The 19,305-nt window shown below is 72.6% G+C and carries 15 protein-coding genes and 2 pseudogenes; 11 read left to right on the top strand and 6 right to left on the bottom strand.

Translation table 11 applies throughout. From position 1 onward, the window contains the following. The first annotated feature begins 83 nt into the window (after nt 1-83). The gene (locus K7G61_RS06390) at nt 84-1,364 is read left to right on the top strand and encodes a glycoside hydrolase family 10 protein (RefSeq protein WP_225845872.1); all 1,281 of its coding nucleotides are present in this window, start codon (nt 84-86) and stop codon (nt 1,362-1,364) included. A 95-nt stretch (nt 1,365-1,459) separates the two neighbouring features. Here K7G61_RS06390 and K7G61_RS06385 read toward each other — a convergent pair whose 3' ends face one another. Then, nucleotides 1,460-3,550, bottom strand: coding sequence for a cellulose binding domain-containing protein (locus K7G61_RS06385; protein ID WP_225845669.1), 2,091 nt, complete (start codon nt 3,548-3,550; stop codon nt 1,460-1,462). Nucleotides 3,551-4,347: 797 nt separating this feature from the next. On the opposite strand from K7G61_RS06385, the pseudogene K7G61_RS06380 reads away from it, so the two are divergent. Next, nucleotides 4,348-5,768, top strand: a pseudogene (locus tag K7G61_RS06380) (arabinofuranosidase catalytic domain-containing protein). A 95-nt stretch (nt 5,769-5,863) separates the two neighbouring features. Here the strand turns inward: K7G61_RS06380 and K7G61_RS06375 are convergent. Beyond that, entirely contained in the window at nt 5,864-6,808 is a 945-nt protein-coding gene (locus tag K7G61_RS06375) for a LysR family transcriptional regulator (protein ID WP_225845668.1), read from the bottom strand. A gap of 64 nt (nt 6,809-6,872) precedes the next feature. Between K7G61_RS06375 and K7G61_RS06370 the strand changes: the two genes are divergently transcribed. The 7 genes and pseudogenes from K7G61_RS06370 to argH all read left to right on the top strand — a co-directional run bounded on the left by K7G61_RS06370 (nt 6,873) and on the right by argH (nt 14,797). Further along, nucleotides 6,873-8,066, top strand: coding sequence for a methyltransferase (locus tag K7G61_RS06370; RefSeq protein WP_225845667.1), 1,194 nt, complete (start codon nt 6,873-6,875; stop codon nt 8,064-8,066). 130 nt (nt 8,067-8,196) lie between these two features. Further along, nucleotides 8,197-9,225 carry an N-acetyl-gamma-glutamyl-phosphate reductase gene (gene argC, locus K7G61_RS06365; protein WP_225845666.1) on the top strand — a complete coding sequence of 343 codons (1,029 nt, stop codon included), beginning with the start codon at nt 8,197-8,199 and terminating at the stop codon, nt 9,223-9,225. Next, the gene (argJ, locus tag K7G61_RS06360; RefSeq protein WP_225845665.1) at nt 9,222-10,394 is read left to right on the top strand and encodes a bifunctional glutamate N-acetyltransferase/amino-acid acetyltransferase ArgJ; all 1,173 of its coding nucleotides are present in this window, start codon (nt 9,222-9,224) and stop codon (nt 10,392-10,394) included. Before argC ends, argJ begins: the two co-directional genes overlap by 4 nt. Continuing rightward, nucleotides 10,391-11,311: pseudogene (gene argB, locus K7G61_RS06355) on the top strand (acetylglutamate kinase); the annotation flags it as partial. The gene argJ and the pseudogene argB, both read left to right, overlap by 4 nt. Before the next feature lie 173 nt (nt 11,312-11,484). Next, nucleotides 11,485-12,648 (top strand): acetylornithine transaminase, encoded by a 1,164-nt coding sequence (locus K7G61_RS06350; protein WP_263984004.1) that lies wholly within the window; start codon nt 11,485-11,487, stop codon nt 12,646-12,648. Nucleotides 12,649-12,668: 20 nt separating this feature from the next. Beyond that, a complete protein-coding gene (locus tag K7G61_RS06345; protein WP_225845870.1) occupies nt 12,669-13,199 on the top strand; it encodes an arginine repressor in 531 nt (176 codons plus the stop codon). 149 nt (nt 13,200-13,348) lie between these two features. Next, complete coding sequence (gene argH / locus K7G61_RS06340; RefSeq protein WP_225845664.1) at nt 13,349-14,797, top strand: argininosuccinate lyase; 1,449 nt, start codon at nt 13,349-13,351, stop codon at nt 14,795-14,797. A gap of 112 nt (nt 14,798-14,909) precedes the next feature. On the opposite strand, the gene K7G61_RS06335 is transcribed toward argH, so the two are convergent. Together K7G61_RS06335 and K7G61_RS06330 are read right to left on the bottom strand one after the other, a co-directional pair. Further along, on the bottom strand, nt 14,910-15,932 hold the full coding sequence (locus K7G61_RS06335) for a glutamate ABC transporter substrate-binding protein (protein ID WP_225845663.1): 1,023 nt from the start codon (nt 15,930-15,932) through the stop codon (nt 14,910-14,912). 99 nt (nt 15,933-16,031) lie between these two features. Next, nucleotides 16,032-16,703, bottom strand: a complete 672-nt coding sequence (locus K7G61_RS06330; protein WP_225845662.1) for a 1-acyl-sn-glycerol-3-phosphate acyltransferase — start codon at nt 16,701-16,703, stop codon at nt 16,032-16,034. Between the two features lie 258 nt (nt 16,704-16,961). On the opposite strand from K7G61_RS06330, the gene K7G61_RS06325 reads away from it, so the two are divergent. After that, complete coding sequence (locus K7G61_RS06325; protein WP_308190594.1) at nt 16,962-17,627, top strand: sigma-70 family RNA polymerase sigma factor; 666 nt, start codon at nt 16,962-16,964, stop codon at nt 17,625-17,627. A gap of 203 nt (nt 17,628-17,830) precedes the next feature. After that, nucleotides 17,831-18,334, top strand: a complete 504-nt coding sequence (locus tag K7G61_RS06320) for a GNAT family N-acetyltransferase (RefSeq protein ID WP_225845661.1) — start codon at nt 17,831-17,833, stop codon at nt 18,332-18,334. A gap of 78 nt (nt 18,335-18,412) precedes the next feature. Here K7G61_RS06320 and K7G61_RS06315 read toward each other — a convergent pair whose 3' ends face one another. Continuing rightward, nucleotides 18,413-18,904 (bottom strand): hypothetical protein, encoded by a 492-nt coding sequence (locus K7G61_RS06315; protein WP_225845660.1) that lies wholly within the window; start codon nt 18,902-18,904, stop codon nt 18,413-18,415. Beyond that, the gene (locus K7G61_RS06310; protein ID WP_225845659.1) at nt 18,897-19,265 is read right to left on the bottom strand and encodes a hypothetical protein; all 369 of its coding nucleotides are present in this window, start codon (nt 19,263-19,265) and stop codon (nt 18,897-18,899) included. The genes K7G61_RS06315 and K7G61_RS06310 overlap by 8 nt, the downstream gene beginning before the upstream one ends. Nucleotides 19,266-19,305: the final 40 nt, after the last annotated feature.

Here is a 19,305-nt window from a genome sequence, read left to right as displayed (position 1 = left end):
TGGACCATTCGGCGGTTGCCGCCACGCCCGCGACAGCCCATCATCGGCGGGTCATGACGGGCGATCAGGAGGAGGAACACCCGATGGGACGGCTCTCGCGCAGAACCCTCACCGCGGCCGCGGCGGGAGCGCTGGCCTCGGCCGCGCTGCCCGGGCCCGCGTCCGCCGCGGCAGGCCGCGGAACCGGGTCCGTACCGGACACCGGCCCGGTGGCGGTGGGCGGCGGCCGGCCGGGACGGCGGCCCGAACTGCGCGGCATGTGGATCGCCTCCGTCGCCAACACCGACTGGCCCTCCGCCCCCGGCCTGCCGGCCGAACGCCAGCGCCAGGAGCTGCTCGACCTGCTCGACCTGGCCGTCGAGCGGCGCCTCAACGCGGTGATGCTCCAGGTCCGCCCCACCGCCGACGCTCTCTGGCCGTCCCCGTACGAGCCCTGGTCGCGCTACCTGACCGGCACTCAGGGGCAGGACCCCGGCTGGGACCCGCTGGGCACCGCCGTCCAGGAGGCGCACCGCCGCGGCCTGCAACTGCACGCCTGGTTCAACCCGTACCGCGTCTCCATGACCGCCGACCCGGCTGCCCTGCTGCCCACCCACCCGGCCCGGGTGCACCCGGACTGGGTGGTGGCCTACGGCGGCAAGCTCTACTACAACCCCGGCCTGCCCGAGGTCCGCCGCTTCGTCCAGGACGCGATGCTCGACGCGGTCCGCCGCTACCCGATCGACGCCGTGCACTGGGACGACTACTTCTACCCCTATCCGGTGGCCGGCCAGGTCTTCCAGGACGACGACGCCTACGCCCGCTACGGCGCCGGCTTCCCCGACCGCGACGCCTGGCGCCGCAACAACATCGACCTGCTGGTCAGCGAGACGGCCGCGCGCCTCAAACGGATCCGGCCGCGCACCCGGTTCGGCATCAGCCCGTTCGCCGTGTGGCGCAACTCCACCACCGACGCGCTCGGTTCCGCCACGGCCGCGGGCGTCCAGACCTACGACGACCTGCACGCCGACACCCGCAAGTGGGTCAAGGAGGAATGGCTGGACTACGTTGTGCCTCAGGTGTACTGGAACATCGGCTTCGCGGCCGCCGACTACGCCACGCTCGTCCCCTGGTGGTCCGACGTCGTCGCCGGCACGCGGGTGCGGCTGTTCATCGGCGAGGCCCTGTACAAGGTCGGCGCCGCGGGCCAGCCCGCCGCCTGGCAGGACCCGGCCGAACTCTCCCGCCACCTGACCTTCGACGCGGACTTCCCGCAGGTGCGCGGCAACGTCTACTTCTCGGCCACCCAGGTGCGGTCCGATCCGCTGGGCGCGATGAGCCGGGTGGTCGCGGACCACTACCCGAAGCGGGTACGGCCGGCCTGACCGGGCCGGGGAGGGGCCGGGACGGGTCGGCTCGGCTCGGCCGGGAGGCGGGTGCGCGTGCCTCCCGGCCGGCTCTCATGGATCCGTGTCCGGCGTCAGGACAGGTAGGTGGTGGTGCAGACGGTGCCGTTGAGTGTGAACGCGGTGGGTGGCGGGTTGGCGCCGGTCTGGTTGCCGACGAATCCGAAGCTGACGGTGTTGCCGCTGTTCGCGGCCAGGTGGGCGTTGTCGGTGGACGGGGTGACGATCACGTTCTGTCCGTTCTCGGCGTAGGTGGCGTTCCATGTGCTGCCGGAGACGGTCTCGGTGGTCGTGGGGAAGCTGAAGGCCAGTGTCCAGCCGTCGATCGGGGCGGGGCCGGTGTCGGTGACGGAGATGTTCGCGACGAAGCCGCTGTCCCAGCCGGTACTCAGGTAGTAGCTCACGGCGCACGTGCTGTCGTGCGGCGTGCCGGTGGTGAAGGTCACGGGTACGGAGGGCGCGCTGAGGTAGCCCTTCTGGTCCGTGGCCAGCACGTTGAGCGTGTAGGAGGTGCCGGGCCGCAGGTTGTGCGCGGTGAACGAGGTCGAGGTCGATTCGCCGAGCAGCACGCTGTTGGTGCCGAACTGCTGGTAGACCTCGTAGCGGGTCACGTCGCCGCCGGTGGACGGCTGCCACGAGATCGTCGCGCCGTCCGCGCCGACGGAGGAGGCGGTCGGGCTGCCGGGCGCGGTCAGGGCGCGGTCGACCGGGTTGTCCGGCGACGGGGTGAGCTTCACGGTCACGATCGAGTAGGGCGGGACGACCTGGGTGCCGGCCGTGCCCTGCCGGGCGCTGGTGATCGAGGTGGCTTCGTCGCCGTAGGTGTAGACGGTCGGGGTGGCGCCGCTGGGTGTCCAGCCGGCGTAGTTCAGGTTGACGGTGTAGGCGCTGGTCGGGTCCTGGTTGACCAGTTCGACGCTCAGGTCGCCGTTGGTGTTGCGGGCCGCGTGCACCGAGAGCAGGGCGTTGTCCGAGGAGGAGTTGACCAGGGTGTCGCCGGGCTGGGCGACATCGCTGAGCATCTGCAGCCCGTAGTAGGAGGGGAAGGGGGTGTTCCACGGCGGTTCACAGGACGCTCCGCTGGAGAGCAGGCCTCCGTCGCCGTAGTCCGTGGCTCCGTCGGGAGCGGTGGTGATGTTGCTGCAGTCCGTGCCGTTGCGCGTGTCCCAGTAGTCCACGGTGAAGGCGCCGTTCTCCAGCGCGGTGAAGAACATGTCGGTGTCGAACAAGGCGCCGACCTGCGTGTCGGACTGGAAGTTGGACTGGGCCTCGGTCACCGCGATGCCGATGTCCGGGCCGTTCGCCCCGGCGTACTGATCGATCTGCTCGCGCAGTTGCGCGAGTTCGGCGGGCAGCAGTTTGGTCTGCTGCAGGATGTCGGCGGCGGTGGTGTGATTCGGGTAGTAGTGCACGCTCGCGAAGTCGACGTAGGGGCCGACGATCGGCAGCACGGTCTGGTTCCAGTCCTTGCTGTCACCGGAGGCCACGACCCCGTCGGGCCAGCTGTCCGGCAGGGTGAGCACGACGCCGACCTTGATGGTGGGGTCGACGGCCTTCATCGCCTTCACGTACTGCACCACGCCGGTCGCGTAGGCGGTCGGGCTCTTGTCGGCGTGCTGGTCGAGTTCCCAGTCGGCGCCGTAGTGGCCGTTGCCGTAGACCTCGTTGCCGATCTCCCAGTACTGGTCGTGGTAGCCCTTGGTGATGTTGGCGTACTTCACCCAGTCGGCGGCTTCGTCCGCGGTCCCCGAGCCGTAGTTCGCGATCAGGATGGCCTGCGCGCCGACGGACTGGGCCGTGCCCTGGAACGAGTCGAAGTCGGTGCCGGGCGCGACGTATCCGCCGCCTGTGACCGTGTTGGTCTGCCAGTGGTAGCCGTCGCCGTAGGAGCCGCCGGGGTAGCGCATCATGCCCACGTTCGCCGCACGCAGCACGCTCGCGGCTGCCGGCGTGTTCATGCTGCCGTCCCACACGGCCTGATTCGCGCCGTAAGCGGTGGAAGGGACCGTCCCCAACCCTTCGTCGGCGTTGACCGTGACATCGACCGTCGCGCTCGCCGCGTGGGCGGTCGTGCTCCGCGCCACGGGGAGCGCGGCGATGGTCAGGACCGCCGCGGCGCCCGCCGCGAATCTTCGCAGCCGCTTGCCTTTCCGCAAGACAGGCATGTGCATGCCAAACCTCGTTTCTGGCGCGACACCCGGCCTCCAGGCCGATGGGGCGACGCCGGATCGGACTCGAAAAAGCTATGGGAGCGCTCCCATCCTGGTGCGGGTTCGCGATACCGGTCAAGCCTGCGAACCGGGCGCCGCGCCCCGAGGACCGGGGCGGCGGCAGCGGTCGGCGTCGTTCACTGTTGCGTCGGGATCGATCACGTGATGCGGAGCGCGGCCGGCGGCCGTGTGGCGTCCCGGCCGTATTCGCGCAGGTAGGAGGCGGTGTCGCAGCCGCTGGGGCGGAGGGCGCCATCGGCCGGGTCGCGCGGTGCCGCCCGGGCCCGAGGTGCGGTCCAGGTGCGTCTGCGGGAGGGCGTCCTGGCCGAGAAAGCTGTCGCGCATGTTAGGAGTTTTGTTTCTCGATCGTCCGGTGTCCGCGCGCGATGCGCGGTCTCGGGAAGCGTCGCGAGGGCCGTCCGCGCGGCCCGTGACCGCGTAGACATTTTCCCCCGCGGCGTCGCGTCGGGCTCCCGGCCCGGTCTCCCGCGAGGCTGACCGCGCCGAGCGCGGGTTCGGCGGCGAGGCGAAGCGCGCGGAGCAGGCGCGGGTCGTCGCCCTCCTTGACAGGGCGCCGGGGGATGAGGGAGCGTCACCATCTGTCGAAACTGTCGAGCTTCTTTACTGTAGAGGTATCGAGAGAGGCTTGATGTTAGCGCTCACAGTCAGTCGTGCTCAACGCGGAGCTGGGAGAAGGCATGAAGGCAAGCGCATGGGGCGGTCGACGCAGACTCGGAAGCCTCGGAGCCGGGATGGTGCTCGTCCTCGGCGCGTTCGTCGGCACCGCGGCCTCGACCGGTGCGGCGCACGCCGCGTCGCAGGGGCCGTGCGACATCTACGCGGCCGGTGGCACGCCGTGTGTGGCGGCGCACTCGACGACGCGCGCGCTGTACGCGTCGTACGGCGGTCCGCTGTACCAGGTGCGGCGTTCCTCGGACGGGGCGACCACGAACATCGGTCCGCTCTCCGCGGGCGGGGTCGCCGACGCCGCCGCGCAGGACTCGTTCTGCGCGGGCACGAGCTGTGTGATCACGGTGATCTACGACCAGTCCGGGCGGGGCAACAACCTGACTCCGGCGCCCGCCGGCGGGTACGTGCACACCCCTGACAGCCCCGCCAATGCCACCGCCGCGCCCATCACCATCGGTGGACACGAGGCCTACGGTGTCTACACGTCGACCGGCATCGGGTACCGCGACGACAGCACCAGCGGCGTCGCCACCGGGGACAGTCCCGAGGGCATGAATACGACATCGTCGACGGCACCCATTACGACAACGGGTGCTGCTTCGACTACGGCAACGCCGAGACCAGCAACAACGACGACGGCAACGGCACCATGGAGGCCATCTACTTCGGCAACGCCTCCTACTGGGACACCGGCGCCGGCAACGGACCGTGGATCATGGCCGACCTGGAGAACGGCCTGTTCTCCGGTTCCAACGTGAACAGCCGGAATTCCGGCGACCCGACGATCAACCACCGGTTCACCACCGCGATGGTCAAGGGCGGGTCGAACCAGTGGGCGATCCGCGGCGGCGACGCCCAGTCAGGGAGCCTGTCCACCTTCTACAGCGGACCGCGCCCGGCCGGTTACAACCCGATGCACAAGGAAGGCGCGATCCTGCTGGGCATCGGCGGCGACAACAGCGACGGCGGCGCCGGCACCTTCTACGAGGGCGCGATGACGGCGGGCTACCCCTCCGACGCCACCGAGAACGCCGTTCAGGCCAACATCAACGCCGCCGGATACGCACCCGGCAGCGGCGGCGGCACCAGCACAGGGGCCCTGCACGCGGATGGCGCGGGCAAGTGCCTGGACGACCCGTACGGGAGCACCACCGGTGGCACGCAGATGCAGATCTGGGGCTGCAACGGCCAGGCGAACCAGACCTGGACCCGCACGTCCTCGAACCAGCTGACCGTGACCAACAACGGCACGACGGACTGCCTGGACGCCAGCGGGCAGGGCACCGGCCCCGGCACCAAGGTGATCATCTGGCCCTGCACCGGCCAGAGCAATCAGCAGTGGCAGTTCAACTCCAACGGCACCATCACCGGGGCGCAGTCAGGACTCTGCCTGGACGTGACCGGAGGATCCACCGCCGACGGCGCCCTCGTCGAACTGTGGACCTGCAACGGCGGCAGCAACCAGCAATGGAACCTCGGATGATCGGGTGAGGGCACGCCCCGCCGCGACACGGGACCCGCGCCCGCGGCTCACGAGGCACGCGCCTCACGTACGGCTCGCGCGGACCGGCGCGCGGCTCACGCGGGTTCGCCCACGGGGGCCCGTGCCGCCTGCGCCGCGGCGGCGGCCGCCGTTTCCCGCAGGACCGCGAGGAACTCCTCGGTCGCCGCCGTGCGGTGCAGATCGCGGCAGGTGGCCGCGTAGACCTGGCGGACCGGGACCTGGTCGGGCAGGAGGGGGACGAGGGCGAGGTCCGGGCGCACGGCCGCGACCGCCAGCGAGGGGACGAGGGTGATCCCGAGTCCCTGCGCGACGAAGCCCTGCTTGGCCAGCCAGTCGGACACGACCAGGCTGATCCGGGGGCGGAACCCCATCCGCAGGCAGTGCGACATCAGCGTGTCCGCGGGTCGCGCGCTGCCCGCGAGCCACTCCTCGTCGGCGAGTTCGGCCAGGCCGATCGCGTCCCGGCCGGCCAGCGGGTGGCAGGCCGGGAGGGCGACGACCATGTGGTCGGTGAGGAGCGGCACGAGGTCGAGGCCGTCGAACGGCGCCGAGCCGGTGGTCGACACCACCGCGACGTCGAGGTGCCCGGCCAGCAGCCGGGCCACGAGGCGGCCGGTCAGCCCCTCCTCGACGCGGAGCGCCACGTTCGGGTGGCGGGAGCGGTACGCGGTGACGGCGCGCGGCAGCAGCGACACCTGCGCGGTGGCGAACCCCCCGACCCGGACCCGCCCCGCCGTCAGGTCCCGCAGCGCGGCCAGGTCGCGGCGGGCCGCGGCGAGCCGCCCCAGCACGGCCTCGGCGTGCGGGAGGAGGGTGCCGCCCGCCTCGGTCAGCCGCACCCCGCGCGCCAGGCGGTCGAACAGCGGCACCCCCGCCTCGCCCTCCAGCGCCGAGATCTGCCGGGACACCGCGGACTGGGTGTAGCCCAGCGCCCGCCCGGCGGCGGTGAAGGACCCCAGGCGGGCCACCTCGGTGAAGACCCGCAGCCAGGAGGCGGGGAAGTCATGCGGTTCGGTCATGAGCGGGATCGTAGGGATTCGGATGACGCATGGCCAGGCCGCAGCGGTTAGCCTGAGCCCCACGATGCATCGATTCAGCTCGCCGTGGGGCGACCTCGACCTGACCCGGTACCCGGCGGCGCCGCGGGAGCAGCTGCGGGCCTGGGACGCCGCCGACGACTACGTCCTGCGGCACCTCGCGCGGACCGGGACCGACCTGTCCGGCCAGGTGGTGGTGCTCGGCGACCGGTGGGGGGCGCTCACGACGGCGCTGGCCGCGCGCCACCCGGCCCCGCGCGCCCCGCACGCCCCGTACGTCCAGATCTCGGACTCCTTTCTCGGTCAGCGGGCCACCGCGGAGAACCTGCGCAGGTGCGCGCCTGGGGCGGCCGGGGAGGCCGAGGAGACCGGCGCGGTCCGGCTGCTGTCGACGCGCGACACCCCGCCGGAGCGGATCGACGTCCTGCTGGTACGGGTGCCCAAGAGCCTGGCGCTGCTGGAGGACCAGTTGCGGCGGCTGGCCCCGGCCGTGCACGCCGGGACGGTGGTCGTCGGCGCCGGCATGGTCACCGAGATCCACACCTCCACCCTGCGGCTGTTCGAGCGGATCCTCGGCCCGACCCGTACGTCCCTCGCCGTCCGCAAGGCGCGGCTGATCCTGTGCGACCCCGACCCCGCGCTGCCCCGCGAGCCGAGCCCCTGGCCGCTGCGGTACACCCTCCCGGACGCCATCGGCCCCATGTCCGGCCGCGCCGTCACCAGCCACGCGGGCGTCTTCTGCGCCGACCGCCTCGACATCGGGACCCGGGTCCTGCTGGAGCACCTGCCCGTACCGCGCGGCGCCGGGCGTGTGGTGGACCTCGGCTGCGGCAACGGCGTCGTCGGCACCGCCGCCGCACTGGCCGCCCCCGCCTGCGAGATCCTTTTCGTCGACGAGTCCCACCAGGCCGTGGCCTCGGCCGAGGCCACCTTCCGCGCCAACGCCGGCCCCGCGGCGAAGGCCGAGTTCCTGGTCGCCGACGCCCTGACCGCGCTCCCGCCGCAGAGCGCCGACCTCGTCCTGAACAATCCGCCGTTCCACTCCCACCGGGCCACCACCGACACCACCGCCCGCCGCATGTTCGCCACCGCCCGCGCCGCCCTGCGCCCCGGCGGTGAACTGTGGGTGGTCGGCAACCGCCACCTCGGCTACCACGTCCGGCTGCGCCGCCTGTTCGGCGACTGCGAGCTGGTCGCCTCCACCCCGAAGTTCGTCGTGCTGCGGGCCACCAAGCACTGAGGCCCGCCCGGCGGGCCCCCAGGTGCCCGGGTGTCCACGTGTCCAGGTGTCCTGGCGGGCACATATGCGCGGCGGCTTTGCATAAAAGTGCGGCAGCTCGTATAGTCATGCCATCGGCGAGGAGGGTTCGATGGTGCTGCGGGTTGCGGTGGCGGGAGCCAGTGGGTACGCGGGCGGGGAGGCGCTGCGGCTGCTTCTGGGGCACCCGCACGTCGAGATCGGGGCGCTGACCGCCGCGGGCAACGCCGGGCGGGAGCTCGGCGCCCTGCAGCCGCACCTCGGTCCGCTGGCCGGGCGGGTGCTGGCCGGGACCGACCCCGAGGTGCTCGACGGCCACGACGTGGTCTTCCTGGCCCTGCCGCACGGGCAGTCCGCCGCCGTCGCCGAACGGCTCGGCCCCGACGTGCTGGTCGTGGACATGGGCGCCGACTTCCGGCTGCGGAACCCGGCGGACTGGGAGCGGTTCTACGGCTCGCCGCACGCCGGGACCTGGCCGTACGGGCTGCCCGAACTGCCCGGGGCGCGGGCCGCGCTGGCCGGCGCCAAGCGGATCGCGGTGCCCGGCTGCTACCCGACGGCCGTCTCGCTCGCGCTCGTACCCGCGTACGGGGCCGCGCTCGTCGAACCCGAGGCGGTCGTCGTCGCGGCCTCCGGCACCTCGGGCGCGGGCAAGGCGCCCAAGCCGCACCTGCTCGGCTCCGAGGTCATGGGTTCGATGTCCCCGTACGGCGTCGGCGGCGTCCACCGGCACACCCCCGAGATGATGCAGAACCTCGGCGCGGCGGCCGGCGAGCCCGTCTCCGTCTCCTTCACCCCCACCCTCGCGCCCATGCCGCGCGGCATCCTCGCCACCTGCAGTGCCAAGGCGCGGGCCGGCGTCACGGCCGCCGACGTGCGGGCCGCCTACGAGAAGGCGTACGCCGACGAGCCGTTCGTCCGCCTGCTCCCCGAGGGCCAGTGGCCCGCGACCGCTTCCGTGTACGGCTCGAACGCGGTCCACCTCCAGGTCGCCTTCGACGAGGCCGCCCGGCGCGTGATCGCCGTGAGCGCCATCGACAACCTCACGAAGGGCACCGCCGGCGGCGCCGTGCAGAGCATGAACATCGCCCTCGGGCTGCCCGAGGCGACCGGCCTTTCCACGATCGGAGTCGCTCCATGAGCGTGACCGCACCCAAGGGGTTCACGGCGGCGGGCATCGCCGCCGGGATCAAGGCGAACGGCCAACCGGACCTGGCCCTCGTGGTCAACACCGGGCCGCGCCGCGCCGCCGCGGGCGTCTTCACCTCCAACCGTGTGAAGGCCGCCCCCGTGCTGTGGTCGCAGCAGGTGCTCAAGGCGGGCGAGCTCACCGCCGTCGTCCTCAACTCCGGCGGCGCCAACGCCTGCACCGGCCCCAAGGGCTTCCAGGACACCCACGCCACCGCCGAGAAGGCGGCCGAGGCACTCGGCTGCGGCGCCGGCGAGGTCGCGGTCGCCTCCACCGGCCTGATCGGCACCTTCCTGCCGATGGACAAGCTGCTGCCCGGCATCGTGCGGGCCGCCGCCGAACTGTCCGAGTACGGCGGCGAGAAGGCCGCCATCGCCATCAAGACCACCGACACCGTTCACAAGACCGCCGTCGCGGAAGGCCCCGGCGGCTCCGGCGGCTCCGCGGGCTGGACCGTCGGCGGCATGGCCAAGGGCGCCGGCATGCTCGCCCCGGGCCTGGCCACCATGCTGGCCGTCCTGACCACCGACGCCGACGTGGACGCCGCCACCCTCGACAAGGCGCTGCGGGACGCGACCCGGCGCACCTTCGACCGGGCCGACTCCGACGGCTGCATGTCCACCAACGACACCGTGCTGCTGCTGGCCTCCGGCGCCTCGGGGGTGGCCCCGGGCTACGACGACTTCGCCGACGCCGTCCACAGCGTCTGCGCCGACCTGGCCCGGCAGCTCATCGGGGACGCCGAGGGGGCGAGCAAGGACATCAGGATCGAGGTGGTGAACGCGGCCGGCGAGGACGACGCCGTCGAGGTCGGCCGGTCCATCGCCCGCAACAACCTGCTCAAGTGCGCCATCCACGGCGAGGACCCCAACTGGGGCCGCGTGCTGTCCGCGATCGGCACCACGGGCGCCGAGTTCGACCCCGACCGGCTCAACGTCGCCATCAACGGCGTGTGGGTGTGCCGGAACGGCTCCGTCGGCGACGACCGCGAGCTGGTCGACATGCGCTTCCGCGAGGTGACCGTCACCGCCGACCTCGCCGCGGGCGACGCGTCCGCCGTGATCTGGACCAACGACCTGACCGCCGACTACGTCCACGAGAACAGCGCCTACAGCTCATGAGTTCCCCCAACATCCGGCAGGGGGTCCCCCCGCGCAAGCACACCGCCCTGCCCAAGGCCCGCATCCTCATCGAGGCCCTGCCCTGGCTGACCCGGCACCACGGCAAGATCGTCGTCATCAAGTTCGGCGGCAACGCCATGGTCGACGAGGAGCTGAAGGCCGCGTTCGCCCAGGACGTGGTCTTCCTGCGGCACGCCGGGCTGCGGCCGGTCGTCGTGCACGGCGGCGGCCCGCAGATCAGCGCCCAGCTCGACCGGCACGGACTGGTCAGCGAGTTCAAGGCGGGCCTTCGGGTCACCACGCCCGAGGCCATGGACGTGGTCCGCATGGTGCTGGCCGGCCAGGTGCAGCGCGAACTCGTCGGCCTGCTCAACCGGCACGGCCCGCTCGCGGTCGGCCTGACCGGCGAGGACGCCCACACCATCAGCGCCGTCAAGCACTACCCGCGGATCGACGGCGAGGCGGTCGACATCGGCCGGGTGGGCGAGATCACCGCGGTGGACCCCGGCGCCATCCAGGCGCTCCTCGACGACGGCCGGATCCCGGTGGTCTCCTCGATCGCCCGGGCCGCCGACGACGGCCACGTCTACAACGTCAACGCCGACACCGCGGCCGCCGCGCTCGCGGCCGCCCTCGGCGCGGAGACCCTGATGGTCCTCACCGACGTCGAGGGCCTGTACGAGGACTGGCCGAACAGCGACGAGGTGATCAGCCGGCTGACCGCGAGCGAGCTGGAGGAGCTGCTGCCGGAGCTGTCCAGCGGCATGGTCCCCAAGATGGAGGGCTGCCTGCACGCCGTGCGCGGCGGCGTACGCACCGCCCGCGTCATCGACGGGCGGGTCCAGCACTCGATCCTGCTGGAGATCTTCACCGACGAGGGCATCGGCACGATGGTCGTCCCGGACCCGGACCCGGACCCGACGTCGAAATCGGAGCCGCGCTCGGACCCGGCCCCGGCGCCGGAATCGGCCGCCGGCCCGCGAGCCGTCCCCGTACCGGCCTCGGACGCGACACCACACACAGCAGAAGGGGGAGTTCAGTGACCACCGTGTCCAACGAGGAGCTGGCGGAACGCTGGCGGGGCTCGCTGATGGACAACTACGGGCTGCCCAGGCTGCCGCTGGTCCGCGGCGAGGGCACCCGGTTCTGGGACGCCGACGGCAAGGAGTACCTCGACTTCCTCGGCGGGATCGCCGTGAACTGCCTGGGCACCGCCCACCCCGCGGTGGTCGAGGCGGTCACCCGGCAGATCTCCACCCTCGGCCACGTCTCCAACCTCTTCATCGCCGAACCCGCGATCACGCTCGCCGAACGCCTGCTCGCGCTGACCGGCCGGCCCGGCCGGGTGTTCTTCGCCAACTCCGGCGCCGAGGCCAACGAGGCCGCGTTCAAGATCGGCCGGCTCACCGGACGCACCCGCATGGTCGCCACCCAGGGCGCCTTCCACGGCCGCACCATGGGCTCGCTCGCCCTGACCGGCCAGCCCGCCAAGCGCGCGGCCTTCGAGCCGCTGCCCGGCGACGTCACCCATGTGCCGTTCGGCGACGCCGACGCGCTGCGGGCAGCCGTCACCACCGACACCGCCCTGGTGATCATCGAGCCGATCCAGGGCGAGAACGGCGTGGTCGTACCGCCGGCCGGTTATCTGCGGGCGGCCCGGGAGATCACCGAGGCGACCGGGACCCTGCTGGTACTCGACGAGGTGCAGACCGGCATCGGCCGCACCGGCCACTGGTTCGAGCACCAGACGCAGGGCGTCGAGCCCGATGTGGTGACCCTCGCCAAGGGCCTGGGCGGCGGACTCCCGATCGGCGCCACCCTCGCCTTCGGGCCCGCCGCCGACCTGCTCACCCCCGGCGCCCACGGCACGACCTTCGGCGGCAACCCGGTCGCCTGCGCCGCCGGGCTCGCCGTTCTCGACACCATCGCCGCCGAGGGGCTGCTGGACAACGTCAAGCGGCAGGGGGAGAAGCTGCGGCAGGGCATCGAGGCGCTGCGACACCCGCTGGTCGATCATGTGCGCGGTGCGGGCCTGCTGCTGGGTATCGTGCTCACCGAGCCGCTCTCCGCCCTTGTGCAGAAGGCGGCTCAGGACGCCGGCTTCCTCGTGAACGCGGCCGTGCCCGACACCGTACGCCTCGCCCCGCCGCTGATCGTCGGCGACACCGAGACCGACGCGCTGCTGCGGGCGCTGCCCGGTGTCCTCGATCAGGCGGCCCGGGCGGCCCGGGCGACCGCGGCCGCGGAGCAGTGACGACGCAGAAAGACGAGGCGATGAGCGAGGCGCAGGCGAACGGCGGCCATGCCGTACCGCAGACCCGTACGGCACGGCACCGCAGGATCGTGGACATCCTCGGCCGGCAGCCGGTGCGGTCGCAGAGCCAGCTCGCCAAGCTGCTCGCCGACGACGGGCTGAGCGTCACCCAGGCGACGCTCAGCCGGGACCTCGACGAACTCGGCGCCGTCAAGATCCGCACCAACGACGGCGAACTGATCTACGCCGTCCCCTCCGAGGGTGGCTTCCGCACCCCCCAGGCGCCGCTCGGCGAGTCGGTCAAGGAGCAGCGGATGCGCCGGCTGGCCGGCGAACTCCTGATCTCCGCCGAGGCGTCGGCCAACCTCGTGGTGGTCCGCACCCCTCCGGGAGCCGCCCAGTTCCTCGCCTCCGCCATCGACCAGGCCGAGGTGTACGACATCCTCGGCACCATCGCGGGGGACGACACGGTGGTGCTCATCAGCCGCGACCCGGCGGGCGGCCAGAAGCTCGCCGACCACCTGCTGCGGCTGGCCCAGGGCGAGGGCTGAGCCGCCCCGGCCGTACCGCACGCCACCGCGCCGTACCGCCGTCCGCGGTTTTCCGCACCCTCGCCGACCCGCCGACCTGGCGTTTTGACGTTTCATGCAGTCCACTGCATACTTATGCTCAGCAGTGGAAGAACCGTGAGGAGTGACCCGTGAGCGAGCACGTCGTACCCGGCGGCCGGAGCGCCAAGGACGCCAAGCTGTGGGGAGGGCGATTCGCCGACGGGCCGTCCGCCGCGCTGGAGAAGCTCTCCGCCTCCGTCCACTTCGACCTGCGCCTGGCCCCGTACGACATCGCCGGCTCCCGGGCGCACGCCCGCGCGCTGCACCGGGCCGGACTGCTCGACCAGGGCGAACTCGACCGGATGACGGCGGGGCTCGACACCCTCGAAGCCGATGTGGCGGCCGGGGCGTTCACCGCCACCATCGCCGACGAGGACGTGCACACCGCCCTCGAACGCGGCCTGATGGAGCGGGTCGGCCCCGAGCTCGGCGGCAAGCTGCGGGCCGGGCGGTCCCGCAACGACCAGATCGCCACGCTGTTCCGGATGTACCTGCGCGACCACGCCCGGATCATCGGCGACCTGATCGCCGATCTGCAGGACGCGCTGGTCGGCCTCGCCGAGGCGCACCCCGACGTGGCGATGCCCGGCCGCACCCACCTCCAGCACGCCCAGCCGGTGCTCTTCGCCCACCACGTGCTGGCCCACGCCCAGGCGCTGTCCCGGGACGCCGAGCGGCTGCGGCAGTGGGACGAGCGCACCGCCGTGTCCCCGTACGGGTCCGGCGCGCTGGCCGGTTCCTCGCTGGGCCTGGACCCGCAGGCCGTCGCCCGCGACCTCGGCTTCGAGCGGGGCAGCGTCGGCAACTCCATCGACGGCACCGCCTCCCGCGACTTCGCGGCCGAGTTCGCCTTCATCACCGCCATGATCGGCGTGAACCTCTCCCGGATCGCCGAGGAGGTCATCATCTGGAACACGAAGGAGTTCTCCTTCGTCACCCTCCACGACGCCTTCTCCACCGGCTCCTCGATCATGCCGCAGAAGAAGAACCCGGACATCGCGGAACTGGCCCGCGGCAAGTCCGGGCGCCTGATCGGCAACCTGACCGGGCTGCTGGCGACGCTCAAGGCGCTCCCGCTGGCGTACAACCGCGACCTGCAGGAGGACAAGGAGCCGGTCTTCGACTCCTGCGACCAGCTGGAGGTCCTGCTGCCCGCGCTCACCGGGATGCTGGCCACCCTCACCGTCCACCGCGAGCGCCTGGAGGAGCTGGCCCCGGCCGGGTTCTCGCTGGCCACCGACATCGCGGAGTGGCTGGTACGGCAGGGCGTGCCGTTCCGCGTCGCGCACGAGGTGGCGGGGGAGTGCGTCAAGGCCTGCGAGGCCGAGGGCATCGAGCTGCACCAGCTGACCGACGAACAGTTCGCGAAGATCTCCGAGCACCTCACCCCGCGGGTGCGGTCGGTGCTCGACGTGTCCGGCGCGCTCGCCGCTCGCGACGGCCGCGGCGGTACGGCGCCGAGCGCGGTCGCCGTCCAGCTCGCCGAGGTCAAGGCGGACCTGGCGGCGCAGCACGCCTGGGCGCGCGGGGGGAACTGACCGGAGCGGGCCCCGGCCCCGGCCCCGGTCCCGGCCCGGTCGTGGGGCGCGCCCGGACCGGGCCGTCCGTCCTCCCGGTCGGCCCCCCGCCCTGTCGGCCCCGGTACTGCGGTCAGTCCCGGTACTCCGGGGCGGGCGGCGCGAAGTCGGGACCGTAGTCCTGCCCCAGCCAGTCCTGGCCGAGGCGGGCCAGCGAGCCGTCCTGCCGCATCTGCTCCAGCACGCCGTTGACGAAGCGCACGAAGTCGATCGCTTGCGACTGCATCGCGACGCCGTGCGGCTCGTCGGTGAAGCGGGGCCCGATCAGCTTGGTGTTCGGGTCCTGCTTGTGCAGGCCGATCAGGATGGTGTCGTCGGTGGAGACCGCGGCGACCTGGCCGAGCTGCATCAGCATCAGGCAGTCCGTCCAGTCCTTCACGGGCCAGGGGATCACCGCGGGGTCCTTCAGCGCGCGCAGGGTGTCGATCGAGGTGGTGCCGCCGGCCGCGCAGACCTTCTTGCCGCCGAGGTCCCGGATGGAGTTCGCGGTGGACGACTTGGGCACCAGGACCTTCTGGCCGGCGTTCATGTAGTCCGTGGAGAAGGCCACGCTCTTCCACCGGTCGCAGTTGATGGTCATCGAGTCGACCACGATGTCCACCGGGTCCGGGTTCACCTTGCGGTCCGGGCTGAGCACCGGGATCCGCTGGTTCGAGCTGATCGTACGGAACTCGATCCGGTCGTCCCTGCCGAACAGCGCCGTCGAGATGCGCCGCAGCATGCGGATCTCGTAGCCGTCCAGGTTCCCGGTCAGCGGGTCGCGGTAGCCGAAGAGGTACGAGTTCTGGTCGACGCCCGCGATCAGCCGGCCGCGCTTGACGATCGCCGCCATCGTGGAGCCGGCCGGCATGTGGCCGGGCTGCGGCATGACGGACGGCGGACGATAGCTCTCCCGCGGCCGGCACGACTCGTCGTCGGCGGGCATTTTGGCCGGTTCGGCCCGTGGCGCGGCGGCACGTGCGGCCGTGTCACCGCGCGGTCCGCTGCCCGCGCCGCCGCCCGGGCTCCCGCCCAGCATCAGGGCCGAGACCACCGCCCCGGCCACGACCCCCGCGCCCAGCCCACGCACCAACGCCCGCCGCACCGCTCGCCGCACTCGCGACCCCTTCCCGTACGCCCTACCGCAACTGACGCCCCGTCGGGTCGAGCAGTTCCCGCCGGAGCGGTACGGGGGGCCGGCGGGCGGCGGGGCGGGTCAGGCGGCGGCCTTGGCCTTGGTGGCGTAGACGTCCACGTACTCCTGGCCGGACAGGCGCATCACGTGGGACATCACCTCGTCGGTCACCGCCCGCAGGACGTAGCGGTCGCGGTCCATGCCCTCGTAGCGGGAGAAGGTCAGGGGGGAGCCGAAGCGGATGGTCACCGGGGCCAGGTGGGGCCGGCCGCGCCCGCCCGGCTGGACCTTGTCCGTACCGATCACCGCGAACGGCACCACCGGTGCGCCGGTCATCAGCGCCAGCCGGGCGATACCGGTACGGCCGCGGTAGAGGCGGCCGTCGGGGGAGCGGGTGCCCTCGGGGTAGATGCCGAAGATCCGGCCCTCTTCCAGCACGCGCCGGCCCGTCATCAGGGCCGCCACGCCGCCGTGCCCGCCGTCGCGGTCCACCGGGATCATGCCGCAGGTGGTGAAGAACCAGGCCATCAGCCGGCCCTTGACCCCCTTGCCGGTGACGTACTCGTCCTTGCCGATGAAGAACACCTGCCGCTTCACCACCAGCCCCAGGAACATCGAGTCGATGAAGGTGACGTGGTTGCCCGCCACGATCACCGGACCCTCGTCCGGGATGTTCTCCACGCCCTCGACCCTGGGGTGGTACAGGACACGCATCAGGACCAGCAGAATCGCCTTCAGCACACTGCGGGACATGCGGGACAACGGACCCTCCGGTCTCGTACGGTCGACGGCTCGCGGACCGGCCGCGCCGTCGCGGCGGGCCGGGCCGTACATGAGGACGATACTTCCGCATACCGGCCCCTCGCACGCCGGGCTCACCCGGTGGCTACACGGTGTTGACAACCGCCGTGCCCAGGCCGGCCCCTCGGCGGGGTGAACCGGGCCACCCACCCCGGTGAACGCCGCCCCCGGCCCGCAACCGCCGGCCGCGGGCGTCTCGTGGCCGCCGGTATGCAGACCTCGCACACCTCGCAGACCTCGCAGACCCTGCACCCCCCGCGGACCCCGCGGACCCCGCGGACCTCGTCCGACCGGCGTTCGCCCGGCACGCCGTCGGCGGGCTCGCGCCCGCCCGGCGCCCCGGCCGCCGGGCGGGGCGACGCCTTCGCCGCTGCCTACCCCGCGCTGCGGCCGCTGCTGGCCGCCGAGGCCGCCGCACACGCGCCGCCCGGCTCCGGGATCGACCCCGCCGACCTCGAACAGGCCGTGTGGCTGCGGCTGCTGGAGCTCGGCGGCGCCCGGCCCGCCGAGCCGGCCCGCTGGGTGGCCGGGGCGGTGCGTGCCGAGGCCCGCGCGGCACGCGCCCTCAGCGGCGTACGCCCCTACGACGACGACACCGGACCGGCCGGCCCGCCCGGCTCCGCGACGGCCGACCTCGTGGTCGCCGCCGACCAGCGCCGGACCGTGGCCGCGGCCGTCCGCGCCCTGCCCGGCCGCTGCCCACAGGTCGTCGCGGCCCTGATGTCCGGTTCCGACCCCACTTACCAGGAAATCTCCAGGGAGTTGGGAATCTCACAGGGCAGCCTCGGGCCCCTGCGCTCGCGTTGTCTCGGCTGTCTTCGGGCGGCTTTGAAATCGAGGGTTGGACCCCTGGCCCAGCGGGGTAAGGCACGGTAAACAGTCAGCGGCAGTGGGCACCCTCGGCACGCCCGGACGAGACCGTGACGGGCGCCGCCTGGGCGGTACCCGGCCGGATTGTTTGTGCGATCATCGGCGCCAACGGACGCGGCGCACACCCGCGCCAACTCCGTTCAGGCACACGTTCCGGGCGCTCACCACCCTCAACTGCCCGGACGGATTCGAAGGGGAGGCGTGCGCGCATGGGCATGAGCGTGACCATCTCCACGGCGCTCGACAGCGACGCGGAGAAGATCCTGAAACTCCAGTACCTCTGCTACCAGGGCGAGGCGGAGTTGTACGGCGACTACTCCATCGAGCCGCTCACCCAGACCCTGGACGAGCTGCGCGCCGAGCTCGCGCGGTCCGTGGTCCTGGTCGCGCGGCTGGGCGAGGAAGTCGTCGGTTCAGTGCGCGGCGACGTCGACGTGGACGGCACCGCCCGGATCGGCAAACTGATCGTCCACCCGCGTCTGCAGCGGCACGGCCTGGGCGGACGGCTGCTGGCCGCCCTGGAGGGCCGGCTCGCCGCCGAGGCCGAGGCCAAGCGGTACCGCCTGCTCACCGGCCACCGCAGCGAGGTCAACCTGCGGATGTACCGCAAGCGCGGTTACGAGCAGGTGGGCGCGGCCGAGCCGGTCACCAGGCGGCTGAGCCTGGTCACCATGGAGAAGTCGGCGGACACCCCTTACGCCGCCAGCGCGTGACGGCGCGCGCGCTGCCCCGTGCGGACCGGTGTCCGCGCGGGGCGGCCGTGCGTGACTACTCGCCCGTGCCGGGCGTGACTACTCACCCGTGCCGGGCGCGGCCTCTTCCCTCGCGGCCCGGCGCAGCCACATCAGCCCGGTGACGGGCATCAGCACGGGCAGCAGGATGTAGCCGGCCCCGTAGTACGACCACACGGTCTGGTCCGGGAACGCCGAGGAGTCCACCACCGTCCACGTCCCCACCCCGATCACGCCGAGCAGTTCCGCCGAGCAGCACACCAGCGCCACCCGGCGGGCCGTCTCGCCGCCCTTGACCAGGGCGGCCAGGATCGCGGCGTAGATCACCCCGGCCACCGCGGAGAGCACGTAGGCCAGCGGCGCGTGGTGGAACTTCGTGCTGATCTGCACGATCGACCGGGACAGCGCGGCCACCGTGAAGATCCCGTACAGCCACAGCAGCAGCCGTCCGGGCCCGGTACCGATCCGGGCGGCTGCGGGCCTGGGAGGGGACCCGGGCGGGGCGTGCTCCGCGGCGGGCGCGGACTCGGCGGGCGAAGTGCGGTCAGCCATGGCCGGCTCCCCAGATCTCGTGCAGCCTCAGTTCGAGCACGGCCAGGATGACGCCGCCGGCCGCGACGATGGCGGAGCCCCAGCGGGTCCGCTCGGCCAGGGACATGAAGGCCGCGGCCGGAATGGTGCAGGCCGCGCCCACGAGGTAGGCGAGGAACACCGCCATCCCCTGGTCGGGCCGGTCGCCGCGGGCCAGCTGCGCGATCGAGACCACCAACTGGACAAGTGCGGCCAGCGTCACCACGGCCATCCCGCCGAAATGCCAGTCCTTGGTCGGCGAGTCGCGGTACGCCGCGAAACCGCACCACGCCGCGAGCAGCAGCGCGGTGACGGAGACCGTGATGATGACCGCGTCGAGCATGCGTCGACTGTATTACGGGCGCGCACCCCCGCCGTCCGCC

The sequence above is a fragment of the Streptomyces sp. HPF1205 genome (genome assembly GCF_020400825.1).
Lineage (GTDB): Bacteria > Actinomycetota > Actinomycetes > Streptomycetales > Streptomycetaceae > Actinacidiphila.
The sequence above is the reverse complement of the archived record's forward strand: the minus strand, read 5'-3'. Positions and strand labels throughout refer to the sequence as shown.

What these genes read in the sequence shown, in the direction of transcription:
- K7G61_RS06390 (WP_225845872.1), top strand. Translation starts at nt 84, where the DNA reads ATGGGACGGCTCTCGCGCAGAACCCTCACCGCGGCCGCGGCGGGAGCG.
- K7G61_RS06385 (WP_225845669.1), bottom strand. Translation starts at nt 3,550, where the DNA reads ATGCCTGTCTTGCGGAAAGGCAAGCGGCTGCGAAGATTCGCGGCGGGC.
- K7G61_RS06375 (WP_225845668.1), bottom strand. Translation starts at nt 6,808, where the DNA reads ATGACCGAACCGCATGACTTCCCCGCCTCCTGGCTGCGGGTCTTCACC.
- K7G61_RS06370 (WP_225845667.1), top strand. Translation starts at nt 6,873, where the DNA reads ATGCATCGATTCAGCTCGCCGTGGGGCGACCTCGACCTGACCCGGTAC.
- argC (WP_225845666.1), top strand. Translation starts at nt 8,197, where the DNA reads ATGGTGCTGCGGGTTGCGGTGGCGGGAGCCAGTGGGTACGCGGGCGGG.
- argJ (WP_225845665.1), top strand. Translation starts at nt 9,222, where the DNA reads ATGAGCGTGACCGCACCCAAGGGGTTCACGGCGGCGGGCATCGCCGCC.
- K7G61_RS06350 (WP_263984004.1), top strand. Translation starts at nt 11,485, where the DNA reads ATGGACAACTACGGGCTGCCCAGGCTGCCGCTGGTCCGCGGCGAGGGC.
- K7G61_RS06345 (WP_225845870.1), top strand. Translation starts at nt 12,669, where the DNA reads ATGAGCGAGGCGCAGGCGAACGGCGGCCATGCCGTACCGCAGACCCGT.
- K7G61_RS06330 (WP_225845662.1), bottom strand. Translation starts at nt 16,703, where the DNA reads ATGTCCCGCAGTGTGCTGAAGGCGATTCTGCTGGTCCTGATGCGTGTC.
- K7G61_RS06325 (WP_308190594.1), top strand. Translation starts at nt 16,962, where the DNA reads ATGCAGACCTCGCACACCTCGCAGACCTCGCAGACCCTGCACCCCCCG.
- K7G61_RS06320 (WP_225845661.1), top strand. Translation starts at nt 17,831, where the DNA reads ATGGGCATGAGCGTGACCATCTCCACGGCGCTCGACAGCGACGCGGAG.
- K7G61_RS06315 (WP_225845660.1), bottom strand. Translation starts at nt 18,904, where the DNA reads ATGGCTGACCGCACTTCGCCCGCCGAGTCCGCGCCCGCCGCGGAGCAC.
- K7G61_RS06310 (WP_225845659.1), bottom strand. Translation starts at nt 19,265, where the DNA reads ATGCTCGACGCGGTCATCATCACGGTCTCCGTCACCGCGCTGCTGCTC.